The 12,717-nt window shown below is 68.0% G+C and carries 12 protein-coding genes and 1 pseudogene; 5 read left to right on the forward strand and 8 right to left on the reverse strand.

Annotation, left to right across the window (positions count from 1 at the left end; translation table 11 throughout):
• Window positions 1-59 precede the first annotated feature (59 nt).
• Window positions 60-4,013, forward strand: a complete 3,954-nt coding sequence (locus tag ACWF9G_RS06145; protein ID WP_379309040.1) for a DNA-directed RNA polymerase subunit beta' — start codon at window positions 60-62, stop codon at window positions 4,011-4,013.
• A 76-nt stretch (window positions 4,014-4,089) separates the two neighbouring features.
• Here ACWF9G_RS06145 and ACWF9G_RS06150 read toward each other — a convergent pair whose 3' ends face one another.
• The gene (locus ACWF9G_RS06150; RefSeq protein WP_452513998.1) at window positions 4,090-4,917 is read right to left on the reverse strand and encodes a formate/nitrite transporter family protein; all 828 of its coding nucleotides are present in this window, start codon (window positions 4,915-4,917) and stop codon (window positions 4,090-4,092) included.
• Window positions 4,918-5,073: 156 nt separating this feature from the next.
• Between ACWF9G_RS06150 and cynS the strand changes: the two genes are divergently transcribed.
• Window positions 5,074-5,523 carry a cyanase gene (gene cynS, locus ACWF9G_RS06155; protein WP_452514000.1) on the forward strand — a complete coding sequence of 150 codons (450 nt, stop codon included), beginning with the start codon at window positions 5,074-5,076 and terminating at the stop codon, window positions 5,521-5,523.
• Window position 5,524: 1 nt separating this feature from the next.
• Here cynS and ACWF9G_RS06160 read toward each other — a convergent pair whose 3' ends face one another.
• Window positions 5,525-6,523: an EamA family transporter gene (locus tag ACWF9G_RS06160; protein ID WP_452514002.1), complete on the reverse strand. Its 999-nt coding sequence runs from the start codon at window positions 6,521-6,523 to the stop codon at window positions 5,525-5,527.
• Window positions 6,524-6,561: 38 nt separating this feature from the next.
• On the opposite strand from ACWF9G_RS06160, the gene ACWF9G_RS06165 reads away from it, so the two are divergent.
• Entirely contained in the window at window positions 6,562-7,092 is a 531-nt protein-coding gene (locus ACWF9G_RS06165; RefSeq protein ID WP_452514004.1) for a CGNR zinc finger domain-containing protein, read from the forward strand.
• Here the strand turns inward: ACWF9G_RS06165 and ACWF9G_RS06170 are convergent.
• The 3 genes from ACWF9G_RS06170 to ACWF9G_RS06180 form a co-directional block, all read right to left on the reverse strand.
• On the reverse strand, window positions 7,089-7,775 hold the full coding sequence (locus ACWF9G_RS06170) for a hypothetical protein (RefSeq protein ID WP_452514006.1): 687 nt from the start codon (window positions 7,773-7,775) through the stop codon (window positions 7,089-7,091). The genes ACWF9G_RS06165 and ACWF9G_RS06170 overlap by 4 nt on opposite strands.
• Before the next feature lie 68 nt (window positions 7,776-7,843).
• On the reverse strand, window positions 7,844-8,488 hold the full coding sequence (locus ACWF9G_RS06175; RefSeq protein ID WP_452514008.1) for a hypothetical protein: 645 nt from the start codon (window positions 8,486-8,488) through the stop codon (window positions 7,844-7,846).
• Between the two features lie 164 nt (window positions 8,489-8,652).
• Window positions 8,653-9,909: an FAD-dependent oxidoreductase gene (locus ACWF9G_RS06180; protein ID WP_452514010.1), complete on the reverse strand. Its 1,257-nt coding sequence runs from the start codon at window positions 9,907-9,909 to the stop codon at window positions 8,653-8,655.
• 125 nt (window positions 9,910-10,034) lie between these two features.
• Here ACWF9G_RS06180 and ACWF9G_RS06185 point away from each other — a divergent pair, with 125 nt between their 5' ends.
• Window positions 10,035-10,367, forward strand: a complete 333-nt coding sequence (locus tag ACWF9G_RS06185) for an ArsR/SmtB family transcription factor (protein ID WP_452514011.1) — start codon at window positions 10,035-10,037, stop codon at window positions 10,365-10,367.
• Entirely contained in the window at window positions 10,364-10,843 is a 480-nt protein-coding gene (locus tag ACWF9G_RS06190) for an SRPBCC family protein (RefSeq protein WP_452514013.1), read from the forward strand. The genes ACWF9G_RS06185 and ACWF9G_RS06190 overlap by 4 nt, the downstream gene beginning before the upstream one ends.
• Window positions 10,844-10,879: 36 nt before the next feature.
• Here ACWF9G_RS06190 and ACWF9G_RS06195 read toward each other — a convergent pair whose 3' ends face one another.
• From ACWF9G_RS06195 to ACWF9G_RS06205, 3 genes and pseudogenes are all read right to left on the reverse strand, one after another.
• Window positions 10,880-11,869 (reverse strand): pirin family protein, encoded by a 990-nt coding sequence (locus ACWF9G_RS06195; RefSeq protein ID WP_452514015.1) that lies wholly within the window; start codon window positions 11,867-11,869, stop codon window positions 10,880-10,882.
• Complete coding sequence (locus ACWF9G_RS06200; protein WP_379029928.1) at window positions 11,866-12,201, reverse strand: GNAT family N-acetyltransferase; 336 nt, start codon at window positions 12,199-12,201, stop codon at window positions 11,866-11,868. The genes ACWF9G_RS06195 and ACWF9G_RS06200 overlap by 4 nt, the downstream gene beginning before the upstream one ends.
• A 15-nt stretch (window positions 12,202-12,216) precedes the next feature.
• Window positions 12,217-12,678, reverse strand: a pseudogene (locus ACWF9G_RS06205) (carboxymuconolactone decarboxylase family protein); the annotation flags it as partial.
• Between the last annotated feature and the right edge of the window lie 39 nt (window positions 12,679-12,717).

Raw genomic sequence — 12,717 nt, forward strand, 5'->3', positions numbered from 1 at the left:
CGATCGATAACTAGTGAACTTTTGCTCGAATTCGACCCGAACAGGGGAAAGGAAGTTACGTGCTAGACGTCAACTTCTTCGATGAACTCCGGATCGGCCTGGCCACCGCCGAAGACATCCGCCAGTGGAGCTATGGCGAGGTCAAGAAGCCGGAGACCATCAACTACCGCACGCTCAAGCCGGAGAAGGACGGGCTCTTCTGCGAGAAGATCTTCGGCCCCACCCGGGACTGGGAGTGCTACTGCGGCAAGTACAAGCGCGTCCGCTTCAAGGGCATCATCTGTGAGCGCTGTGGCGTCGAGGTGACTCGCGCCAAGGTGCGTCGTGAGCGGATGGGCCACATCGAGCTGGCCGCACCGGTCACCCACATCTGGTACTTCAAGGGCGTTCCGTCGCGCTTGGGTTACCTGCTGGATCTGGCGCCGAAGGATCTCGAGAAGATCATCTACTTCGCCGCCTACGTCATCGTCGGTGTCGACGAGGAGCTGCGCCACAACGAGCTCAGCACTCTCGAGGCCGAGATGGAGGTCGAGAAGAAGGCTGTCGCCGATCAGCGCGACGCCGATCTCGAGGCCCGCGCGCAGAAGCTCGAGGCCGACCTGGCCGAGCTGGAAGCCGAGGGCGCCAAGTCCGACGTGCGTCGCAAGGTCAAGGACGGCGGCGAGCGCGAAATGCGTCAGCTGCGCGACCGGTCCCAGCGTGAGCTGGACCGCCTCGACGAGATCTGGACGACCTTCACCAAGCTGTCGGTCAAGCAGCTCATCGTCGACGAGGTGCTCTACCGCGAGCTCGTCGACCGCTACGGCGAGTACTTCACCGGCGCCATGGGTGCGGAGTCCATCCAGAAGCTGATGGAGAACTTCGACATCGACGCCGAGGCCGAGAACCTGCGCGAGACCATTCGCTCGGGCAAGGGCCAGAAGAAGCTGCGCGCGCTCAAGCGCCTCAAGGTCGTCGCGGCCTTCCAGGCCAACGGCAACTCGCCCATGGGCATGGTGCTCGACGCTGTTCCGGTGATCCCGCCGGAGCTGCGCCCGATGGTTCAGCTCGACGGTGGCCGCTTCGCCACCTCCGACCTGAACGACCTGTACCGCCGCGTGATCAACCGCAACAACCGCCTCAAGCGACTGATCGATCTGGGTGCGCCCGAGATCATCGTCAACAACGAGAAGCGGATGCTGCAGGAGTCCGTCGACGCGCTGTTCGACAACGGCCGTCGCGGCCGTCCGGTCACCGGACCGGGTAACCGCCCGCTGAAGTCGCTGAGCGATCTGCTCAAGGGCAAGCAGGGTCGTTTCCGTCAGAACCTGCTCGGCAAGCGTGTCGACTACTCGGGCCGTTCGGTCATCGTGGTCGGTCCGCAGCTCAAGCTGCACCAGTGTGGTCTGCCGAAGCTGATGGCGCTCGAGCTGTTCAAGCCGTTCGTCATGAAGCGTCTGGTCGACCTGAACCACGCGCAGAACATCAAGTCCGCCAAGCGGATGGTCGAGCGTCAGCGTCCCCAGGTGTGGGATGTCCTCGAAGAGGTCATCGCCGAGCACCCGGTGCTGCTCAACCGCGCGCCCACCCTGCACCGCCTGGGTATCCAGGCCTTCGAGCCGCAGCTGGTCGAAGGCAAGGCCATCCAGCTGCACCCGCTGGTGTGTGAGGCGTTCAACGCCGACTTCGACGGTGACCAGATGGCCGTGCACCTGCCGCTGTCGGCGGAGGCGCAGGCCGAGGCGCGCATCCTGATGCTGTCGTCGAACAACATCCTGTCCCCGGCGTCGGGTCGCCCGCTGGCGATGCCGCGTCTGGACATGGTGACCGGCCTGTTCTACCTGACTCGTCTCGACGAGAAGGGCGTCGGCACCTACCGGGCCGGCGGCAAGGACGAGCCGGAGTACGGCGTGTACTCCTCGCCCGCCGAGGCCCAGATGGCCGTCGACCGCGGTGAGCTCACCGTGCGTTCGATGATCAAGGTGCGTCTCACCGAGCAGCGCCCGCCGCGCGAGATCGAGGCGGAGCTCTTCCCGGAGGGCTGGCACCGCGGTGACGCGTGGCTGGCCGAGACCACCCTGGGTCGCGTGCTGTTCAACGATCTGCTCCCGGCGGATTACGCGTTCATCAACGAGCCGATGCCGAAGAAGCGGCAGGCCACGATCATCAACGATCTGGCCGAGCGCTACCCGATGATCGTCGTCGCGCAGACCGTCGACAAGCTCAAGGACGCCGGCTTCTACTGGGCCACGCGTTCGGGTGTCACCGTCTCCATGTCGGACGTGCTCGTTCCGCCGGAGAAGGCCGACATCATGGAGCGGTACGAGGCCATGGCGGATCAGATCGAGAAGAAGTACCAGCGTGGTGCGCTCGATCACCAGGAGCGCAACAACGCCCTGGTCAAGATCTGGCAGGAAGCGACCGAAGAGGTCGGTACGGCGCTGCGTTCGCACTACCCGGCCGACAACCCGATCATCACGATCGTCGACTCGGGTGCGACCGGTAACTTCACCCAGACTCGTACCCTCGCCGGTATGAAGGGTCTGGTGACGAACCCCAAGGGTGAGTTCATCCCGCGCCCGATCAAGTCCTCCTTCCGTGAGGGCCTGACCGTGCTCGAGTACTTCATCAACACCCACGGTGCTCGTAAGGGTCTGGCCGACACCGCGCTGCGTACCGCCGACTCGGGTTACCTGACCCGTCGTCTGGTCGACGTCTCGCAGGACGTCATCGTGCGCGAGCACGACTGTGGCACCGAGCGCGGCATCGTCGTGCCGATCGCGGAGAAGCAGGCCGACGGCTCGCTCATCCGGGACGCGCACGTCGAGACCTCGACCTACGCTCGCACCCTGGCGACCGACGCGGTCGACGCGAACGGCAACGTCGTCGTGGCCAAGGGCGCCGATCTCGGCGACCCGGCCCTGGAGGCGCTGCTCGAGGCCGGTATCACCGAGGTGAAGGTCCGCTCCGTGCTGACCTGCACCACCGGCACCGGCGTCTGCGCCACCTGCTACGGCCGCTCGATGGCCACCGGCAAGCTGGTCGACATCGGCGAGGCCGTCGGCATCGTCGCCGCCCAGTCCATCGGTGAGCCGGGTACCCAGCTGACCATGCGTACCTTCCACCAGGGTGGTGTCGCTGGTGACGACATCACCGGTGGTCTGCCGCGTGTTCAGGAGCTCTTCGAGGCCCGTGTCCCCAAGGGCAAGGCGCCGATCGCTGAGGTCTCGGGCCGGGTGCGCCTCGAGGACGACGACCGCTTCTACAAGATCACGATCATCCCCGATGACGGGTCGGAAGAAGTCGTCTACGACAAGCTCTCGAAGCGTCAGCGTCTGCGTGTGTTCAAGCACGACGACGGCACCGAGCGCCTGCTGGCCGACGGTGACCACGTGGAGGTGGGTCAGCAGCTGCTCGAGGGCGCTGCCGATCCGCACGAGGTGCTGCGCGTGATGGGTCCCCGTCAGGTGCAGGTCCACCTGGTCCACGAGGTCCAGGAGGTCTACCGCTCGCAGGGTGTGTCGATCCACGACAAGCACATCGAGGTCATCGTGCGCCAGATGCTGCGTCGCGTGACGATCATCGATTCGGGTGCGACCGAGTTCCTGCCCGGTTCGCTCACCGAGCGCGCCGAGTTCGAGAACTCGAACCGTCGCGTGGTGGCCGAGGGTGGCGAGCCCGCCTCCGGCCGTCCGGTGCTGATGGGTATCACCAAGGCGTCGCTGGCCACCGATTCGTGGCTGTCGGCGGCCTCCTTCCAGGAGACCACCCGAGTGCTGACGGACGCGGCCATCAACTGCCGCTCCGACAAGCTGATCGGCCTGAAGGAGAACGTGATCATCGGTAAGCTCATCCCGGCCGGTACCGGTATCAACCGCTACCGCAACATCCAGGTGCAGCCGACCGAAGAAGCCCGCGCCGCCGCGTACGCGGTGCCGTCCTACGACGACACCTACTACTCGCCGGACAGCTTCGGTACCTCCACCGGCGCCGCAGTGCCGCTGGACGACTACGGCTTCAGCGACTACCGCTAAGTTGTAGCCAGGCAACAGATTTCGGCCCCCGCTCGTCATGAGCGGGGGCCGTTTTCGTGCCCAACGCGGGTGGCGGCTAGTCGGTCGTCGACTCGGTGGGTTGGCGGGAGGGGGCGGTGCGGGCGTGGGTGGCGTAGAGGGTTAGGCCTACGAAGGTGAGGCCGCCTACGAGGTTGCCTACCACGGTGGGGATTTCGTTCCAGATGAGGTAGTCGGTGAGGGAGAAGTCGCCGCCGAGGAGGAGGCCGGAGGGGAAGAGGAACATGTTGACGATGGAGTGTTCGAAGCCCATGTAGAAGAAGAGCATGATGGGCATCCACATGGCGATCACCTTGCCGGAGACCGAGGTGGACATCATGGCGGCGACCACGCCGGTGGAGACCATCCAGTTGCACAGGACGGCGCGAATGAAGAGGGTGAGCATGCCCGCGGCGCCATACTCGGCGTATCCGAGGGTGCGGGCCTCGCCGATCTCACCGAGTTTCTGGCCGACGGCGCTGGGATCCATGGCGAAGCCCATGGTCAGGATGATCGCCATCATCACGGCGACGGTGAACGCGCCGGCGAAATTGCCGACGAAGACCAGGCCCCAGTTGCGCAGCATCGAGCGCATGGTGACGCCGCGGCGCTTGTCGAGCAGGGCCAGCGGTACCAGCGTGAAAACGCCGGTGAGCAGGTCGAATCCGAGCAGGTACAGCATGCAGAAGCCGACCGGGAAGAGCACGGCGCCCAGCAGCGGCTGGCCGGTGTTGACGGTGATGGTGACCGCGAACGCCGCGGCGAGGGCGAGGATCGCGCCCGCCATATAGGCGCGGATCACGGTGTCCCGGGTGGACATGAATGCCTTGGCTTCGCCCGCGTCGATCATCTTCTCGACGAAGTCCGCTGGTTTGAGATACGACATGCGACCCCTTCGTAGTGATTCCAGCACAGTAGTTTTCGCCGTCGAGGTTGCCTCGCGATCACTGGAAGTTGCCTCCGGGTAAATAGTGGTATTCCACTATGGCGGGCGAGGGTGCGCGGATGGCAGGCTGGCGAGGTCCCCGACCGAGGAGCCCGTATGCAACCGATCATGAGCAAGTCCGCCGCCGCCGATCTCGTCGTCGCTGCCCGCATCCGCGCAGGTCTGACCTGGGCCGCCATCGCGGAATCGCTGGGTGCGCCACTGGTCTGGACGACCGCCGCCCTGCTCGGTCAGCACCCGATGACCGAGGAGCAGGCGGCCGCGGTCTGCGCGCTCCTCGATCTCGACGAGACTGTCGCCGAGAGCCTGCGCCTGCAGCCCTCGCGCGGCGCCGACCCGGCGCAACTGGCCGATCCCACCATCTATCGCCTCGTCGAGGCCGTCTCGGTCTACGGACCGGCGCTCAAGGCGCTGATCCACGAGGAGTTCGGCGACGGCATCATGAGCGCGATCAACTTCAACATCGACATCGCCCGCCGCCCACATCCTGACGGCGACCGCGTCGTCATCACCCTCGACGGCAAGTTCCTCGACTACCGCTGGTAGTTCACGCCTCCGGCCGGGCTGCCGTCGGGACCTCGGCGGCGGCCCGCGCCTCGGGATCGCCGACGGGCGGTGATGCGGGCTCCCCGAGGCGGACGATGATCACGCCGAGGAGAATCAGTGCCCCGCCGAGCAATTGGATCGGCCGGGGCGCCTCGCCGAGCAGGGCCCAGGCGAACAGCAGCGCGGCCAGTACCTCGGTGAGCGCGACGAACGAGGCCAGCCGGGAGCCGAGGCGACGGGTGGCGGCGATGCCGGTGACGTAGGCGATGGCGGCGGTGACGATGCCGATCACCAGGATCGGAACCCACCATGGCGTACTGAAATCGTCGAACTCGACCGTCGCGGTGGTGGCGTGCAGCGGCACGATGCCGACCACTCCTGCCAGTACCAGCGTGACCCCGCCGATCAGCAGACCGCCGGCGGCCAGGACCGTGCCGGGCAGCTCGCCACCCTGGGCGGAGAGCACGAAATACGCCGCGGCGCCGATCATCGCGGCCAGCGCCCAGGTGATGCCGATCGGATCGGTCGACACGCCGGCGAGAATGTCGAGCACGAGCAGCAGTCCGGTGATGCCGAGTGCGGCGCCGGCGAGGGTGGCCGCGCCGGGCTGCTGGCGGTGCCGCGCCCACATCCAGCCGACGACGGCGATCGGCGCGGTGTACTCGATCAGCAGCGCGGCGCCGACCTCCATGTGCGCGACGGCGTTGAAATAGGCCAGCTGGGTGCCTGCGACGGCGAGCAGTCCGTACAGCACGATCAGGGTCGTGTTGGCGCGCACCAGGTTCCAGTTGCCGCGTATCTGCGGGAGGGCGACGGGGAGCAGGACGACTCCGGCGAGCAGAACGCGCGCGGCGACCACGGCGGCCGCGCTCCAGCCCGCGTTCATCAGGCCGCGGGCGAGCGGACCGGACAGGCCGAACGAGGTGGCGGAGGCCAGCGCGAAGAGCAGGCCGGTGCGGATTCGGCTGCTCGCCAATCCGTCATGAGTCAAAGTCGCCATGACTAATGACGGTAAGCAGGTTGCGGTAATATGTCAACGTGGTTTTCGCTCATGACACCGAGGCGGCGCTGCTGGCGGCGGTCGAACTGGTCAATTCCGCGGAGTACCCCGACACCCTCACCGGCACCGACCAGCTCGACGAGTTCTTCGTGCGGCACGTCTACACGGGTGTGCACACCGGCGACGCCGCGGAACTGGCCGCGGTGCGAGCCCTACGCGCGCCGCTGCGCCGGATGCTCACCAGCGACCGGGACAGCGCGGTGGTCCTGGTGAACGAGACCCTCGCCGAGCATCGCGCTGTCCCGCAATTGGTCCGGCACGGCGACGTCGACTACCACGTCCACGCCGTGCCGCCCGAGGCCGCGCTCCCGGTCCGCATCGCCGTCGAGACAGCCATGGCGATGATCGACCTGATCCGCGCCGACGATCTGAGCCGTCTGTCGATCTGTGCCGACGACACCTGCGAAGGACTGGTTCTCGACCTGTCCCGCAACCGATCCCGCCGCTACTGCAGCACCGCCTGCGGCAACCGCAATGCCGTCGCGGCCTACCGGGCGCGGCAACGCTAGAGCCTGCGCACCTTCGGGCACTTCTTGCCCGCGAGATGACACTTGTCCTCGAAACCGGCGGGCAGCCACGTCCCGGTCCGCAGCAGCGGATGATGCGGAAAGTGCTGTAGCGCCGCGGTGACGAAGATCAGCGGCGCCCACGCACTACGGATCTGTAGTTGCTGCATGGTGCCGCTGCGGTCAGGGAACCGGCAGCCGACCAGGTCGGGCGCGGTGAGGTCGACACTCTCCAGCGCCGACCAGTACAGCGAGAACGACCGCTCCGGATTCGCCAGGTGGATCCGCCGGTTCGAGACCATCGCCGACCCCGGCCGCTCGGCCACCCACCGCGGCTGCGCCGCCGCCTCGGCGCGCGACCGCCTGGTCTCGTTGCGCACCCCATTGCCCAGGTGCGCGACAGCGCCGAGCGGCGTCTGCCCGTCGGCGCGCACCCGGCCACGCGACCACCGGCCGTCCCCGACGCCACGCCAGGTGAACCACTGGACCCCGCCGTCGGCCAGGCACGTCTCGCCGGGCTCGAGCCGGACCCGCGTCGCGGTCGACGGTATCTGTGCGACCCGCCCGCTCGCGATCAGCTCGGCCACCCCGCACGTGTACAGCAGGTAGTCGTCGAACCACGTCCATCCGGCCTGCTCGGCCAGGGCCCGATCGATATCGGCCAGCGGGTCGAACACGTCTCTCACCACCCACTCACAACGCGCGGAGTCTCCTCCTGTCCACGGTAGCGGAGGGTGCCGGTGCTACCCGGCGCTCAGGGCGCCCCGGTGACGTAGGCGAGCGCGGTATCGATCGCGGGCTGCCCGCCCGCCATCGCGTACCCGGCCATCGCGCCGATCGCGGCGCCGGCCACGGTCGCGACCGGGACGGTGATGAAGTCGAGAACGAACAGCCCGAGCGGGAATCCGAGAACGAAGCCGATGGCGGCCCCGATCGCCGCTCCCTGGATGATCTGCGGCTGCAGGCGCTGCGTCTCGGCGTAGAACTGCTCCTGGGCGCTGATCTCGCGCACCGGCGCATCGGCCTCGCCGACCGCGGTGAGCGTGAGGCGGGTGCCCGACTCGTCGATCGCGGGGGTGAGCGGCACGGAGTGCTCACCGAGGCGCACGACCATCGGCAGCGCGGCGATCACCGCGCCGGAGGCATCGGTGACCGTGACGACCTTCGCGTCGTGCACGAGCTGGAACTGTCCCGCGTCGAGCGTCGTCACCGCGGCACGCCGATCCTCGGACACGCCGACCTGGTAGTTCACGCCCCTGTCGACACTGCGCAGGGCGGGCAGCGGCGTGCTGCCGGGCTGGGTGCCGACGGGTCCGGGCTCGGCGGCGCCTGCGCCCGTGCCGGCCAAGGTAACTCCCACTGCCAGCAAAGCCGCGCCAACCACAGTGCCGAACTTCATCCCGCAAGCCTCCCGCTGAAATCACCCGGGACCGATTCGTCCCGTTCATCGCGGCAAACCTAACCGCTGGAAGGGTTTTCGGGAAGTTGTCGCGAGGCCGCTCGGTCCCGGCGTCGCGAGGATCACAAGGGCGCGGGTCCGATCGCCGAGGCGGTTCCGCGCGGTCAGCGGGCCGCAGCGGGCCGGTCTGCCCCGCTCGGTGGGCGGCGGGCGAAATCCGGTGCGTGTTCCGGGCGGATGCCGATCCCGCCGAGGTAGGCGACGAGTCCGGCGAGGATCGGCACGGCGTCGACCGCCCGCAGCGGCAGCGGGGCGGTGCGCAGTTCACCGCGGAGCGCGGGCGCGATGAGCATGTCGTGCTCGCCGCGCTGGGAGCGCTGGGTGAAGCTGGCCGGCAGCATCCGCCTGCGCTGCACTTTCTCCAGGTCGGCGGTCCGCACCGTGCCGTCGAGCAGCGGCTTGGCGAGGATGCGCGCGGCCGCGACGGCATCCTGCACGGCGAGATTGACGCCGACACCGCCGACCGGCGACATCGTGTGCGCGGCATCGCCGATGCACAGCAGGCCGGGCACGTACCAGCGGTCGAGCATGCCGACGGTCACCTCGAGCAGCTTGACGTCGTCCCAGGACCGGATCGCCGCGGTCGCCTCGGCGGGCCAGCCGAACAGTTTGCCGACCCGATCGCGCAGCCACCGCACGTCGTTGGCGGCCCGCAGCGTTGCGTCGCAACCCTTCTCGATGATGTAGCCGGTCTGGTAGTAGTCGCCCCGATCGATCGCCACTGCCGAGTTCCCGCTGGTGAAGCGGGCCTGCACGGCACCGCCCTCGGTGTCGTCAGCGGCCTTCGGGATGCGGAAGAACCACATGTCCATCGGCACCTCCTCCCGCTGCTGGCGCAGGCCTGCGGCCTCGCGGGACACGGAATCACGTCCGTCGCAGGCGATCACGAGATCGGCGCGCAGTTCGTGCTCGGCGCCGTCGGCATCGCGGTAGCGCACGCCGGTGACCGTGTCGGACTCGTGGAGCAGCCCGGTGACGGTCGATCGCATCCGCAGGGTGAACGTCGGTTCCACGGCGGCGGCGCTCACCAGCAGATCGAGGAAGTCCCACTGCGGCACCATCGCGATGTGGCGGTACCGGCCCGGGATCCGGGTGAGATCGGCGGCGACGACCATGCGATCGCCCGCGTACATGCACATTCTGGTCAGCGCGGACTGCGGCAGCCGGGCGAAGTCGTCACCGAGTCCGAGTTCGTCGAGCAGCCGCACGGTCGACGGGTGGACCGTGTCACCGCGGAAATCGCGCAGGAAGTCGGGATGCTTCTCCAGCACGGTGACCTGCACGCCCGCCCTGGCCAGCAGCAGGCCCACCATCGTTCCAGCCGGTCCGCCGCCGACGATGCAGCACGTGGTCTTGTCCATGAGATCCCCCTCGAACGCCGTTGTCTACGACAAAGCGTAGTAGTGAATCCTGGAGTGAGTCCGGGGTTTTCGGAAATCTCCGGCGACCCTTGACGCCCGCCGCGGCGCGCGCAATACTGAACTAGATGGTTCAGTATGACTTCCTGGATGCCTCGTTCGGGGCGCTCGCGGACCCCACCCGGCGGGGGATACTCGAGCACCTCGGTCGTGGGCCCGCGAGTATCAGCGAGTTGGCCGAGCGGTTCGAGATGACCCTGACCGGCATCAAGAAGCACATCGGGTTGCTCGAGGACGCGGGCATGGTGGTCACCGAGAAGCGTGGGCGGGTCCGGTACTGCCGGATCGGCGAGCACGTCTTCGATCGGGAGGTGGCCTGGATGCAGGGTTATCGGCAGATGCTCGAAGCCCGGATGGACCGTCTCGGTGAATTCCTGCAACGAACGGAGTCAGAGCAATGAGCACCACCACCAACGACGCGGTCATCACCTCGACATCGGACCGCGAAGTCCACATCGAACGCGATTTCGACGCACCGCTGGACCGGGTGTGGAACGCCTACAGCCGGATCGAGCAGCTCTCGCGCTGGTGGGGCCGCGGCCACGTGGTCGACGTCGAGCGCTGGGAATTCCGCAAGGGCGGGCACTGGCGCTTCGTCGAGCACGAGGGCGAGGAGTCCTACGGCTTCGAGGGCCGCTTCCGGGAGATCACCCCGAAGGAGAGGATCGTGCAGTCCTTCGAGTGGGACGGCATGCCCGCGCACATCTCGATCGACTCGACGACCTTCGTCGACCTGGGCAACGGCCGCACCCGCGTGGTCACCGACAGCATCTTCCACACCGCCGACGAATGCGCGGGCATGCTCGCCTCCGGGATGGAAGTCGGCCTCAACGACAGCTACCGCGCCCTCGACGCGCTGCTGGCCGAAGCTCGCTGAGCACCGATCCGGCGCCGCGGGGAAGGCGGTGCCGGATCAGCGGTGGGTGCAGCCGGTGGCTCGCTTGCGTGGCTTCAAGCGCAGCGGCGGCAGCGGCGGCGCGGGAATCCGTTCCGCCGGGCCGTGCCCGGGGACCTCGCCGAAACGGCTGGTGTCGTGGGCTTCCCAGGCCTCGCGGGCCGCGATGATCTCGTCGTGGCTGCGGCCGACGAAGTTCCACCACATCACCAGTTCCTCGGCGAACGGCTCGCCGCCGATCAGCGCGAAGTGCGCGCCGTCGGTGCTCTCCAGGAGCAGCTCGGCGCGGTCGGTGCCCAGATACAGCAGCGGGCCGGCGGTGAGCTCGGCGCCGTCCACCCGCACCGTGCCCTCGATCACCAGCACCGCGTGCTCGAAGGCCCGTTCCAGCGGCAGCCGTACCTCGGCACCGGGATCGAGCGCGATGTCGGCTCCCACGATCGGGGTGTAGGCCTTCGCCGGTGAGGTGACCCCGCCCAGCGAGCCGATCAGGACGATGGCCCGCACCCCCGGCTCCTCGTACACGGGCAGCTCGCGATGCTGCTCGAAGTGCGGTTCGACACCGGTCGCGGTGCCGGGCAGGGCGATCCACAGTTGCAGGCCGTTGCCCGCGTGCGCGCCGGGAACGCCGAACTCCGAATGCGCGATGCCGCGACCCGAGGTCATCAGGTTCAGCTGCCCCGGTTCGATCTCGACGTCGGAGCCGACCGAATCCCGGTGCCGGATCCGGCCGTCGAACGGCCAGGTCACCGTCTGCAACCCGATATGCGGGTGGGGCAGGATATCGGGGGAGGCCCCGGTCCGCGTGACGGTCGGCGAGCCGAACCGGTCGAGAAAACACCACGCGCCGACGGTCGGCAGATCACGTTGCGGCAGTGTGCGTTCCACGTACACGCCGCGGACGCCGCCGAGCGGTACCTCCCTGGCGGGGTACAACTCGGTGATCGGTCCCGGACTCGGCGACGGCTCACACAGCGCCTCGGCGGGATCGGCCTCCAGGTCACTCACTTCGCGATGCCCTTGCCGACCACATGCGCGTCGTACTCGGGGTGCTTGTCCAGCCAGCCGCGGATGAACGGGCAGTGCGCGGTGATGGTGCGCCCGCGCGCGATCACGTCCTCGACGGCCTGGCGGGCGAGCACGCTGCCCAGGCCCTTGCCCGCGAAGGCGCCGTCGATCTCGGTGTGGATGAAATCGGTGTCGTTGTCGCGCTCGACGTACTCGGCGAAGCCGGCCAGTTCGCCGTCGTAGAACACGTCGTAGCGGTTCTTGTCCGCGTTGCGCGCGACCCGGCGCTGCGGCTCGGTCGAGGCGGGCTGGGCGGGGGTGGTCTCGGGCATCTTCTTGCGCTCCTTCCGCACCGGAACAGGGTGCGCGCTCAGGATCGATACGCGGTTGAACGCACCGATCGCGACGGCGATCCAGACGATCACCGAGATCTGTTCATCGGACCAATGCTCGCGCGCGATCTCGTATTCCCGATCGGTGCGCTCCTCGTCGGGCAGGGTGGTGACCGCCTCGGCCAGCCCGAGCGCGGCCCGGTCGGCCGCGCAATAGGTGCCGCCACGCCGCCACGCGGGCAGCACCGCGATCTCCTGCGCGGACAATCCGGCGCCCAGGCCCGCGTGTTCGTGGACGTCGAGGCAGTACGGGCAGCCGTTGATCTGGGAGACCCGCAGATTGATCAGCTCGATCAGCCTGCGCTCGATGCCCGCGGCCGCGGCGGCGGCACGGATCTCGGCGGCGGTCGCGCTGAGTGCTTTGAAGATCGCAGGGTGCTGCTTGTCGATCCACACGCGTTGGGGGCGTTCGGTCACCCTCGCGATGCTAGCTCCGCGCGCCGCGGCCTGTCGGAC

It is taken from the genome of Nocardia sp. NPDC055029, assembly GCF_053608525.1.

What these genes read in the sequence shown, in the direction of transcription:
- ACWF9G_RS06150 (WP_452513998.1), bottom strand. Translation starts at nt 4,917, where the DNA reads ATGTCGTATCTCAAACCAGCGGACTTCGTCGAGAAGATGATCGACGCG.
- cynS (WP_452514000.1), top strand. Translation starts at nt 5,074, where the DNA reads ATGCAACCGATCATGAGCAAGTCCGCCGCCGCCGATCTCGTCGTCGCT.
- ACWF9G_RS06160 (WP_452514002.1), bottom strand. Translation starts at nt 6,523, where the DNA reads ATGGCGACTTTGACTCATGACGGATTGGCGAGCAGCCGAATCCGCACC.
- ACWF9G_RS06175 (WP_452514008.1), bottom strand. Translation starts at nt 8,488, where the DNA reads ATGAAGTTCGGCACTGTGGTTGGCGCGGCTTTGCTGGCAGTGGGAGTT.
- ACWF9G_RS06180 (WP_452514010.1), bottom strand. Translation starts at nt 9,909, where the DNA reads ATGGACAAGACCACGTGCTGCATCGTCGGCGGCGGACCGGCTGGAACG.
- ACWF9G_RS06185 (WP_452514011.1), top strand. Translation starts at nt 10,035, where the DNA reads ATGGTTCAGTATGACTTCCTGGATGCCTCGTTCGGGGCGCTCGCGGAC.
- ACWF9G_RS06190 (WP_452514013.1), top strand. Translation starts at nt 10,364, where the DNA reads ATGAGCACCACCACCAACGACGCGGTCATCACCTCGACATCGGACCGC.
- ACWF9G_RS06200 (WP_379029928.1), bottom strand. Translation starts at nt 12,201, where the DNA reads ATGCCCGAGACCACCCCCGCCCAGCCCGCCTCGACCGAGCCGCAGCGC.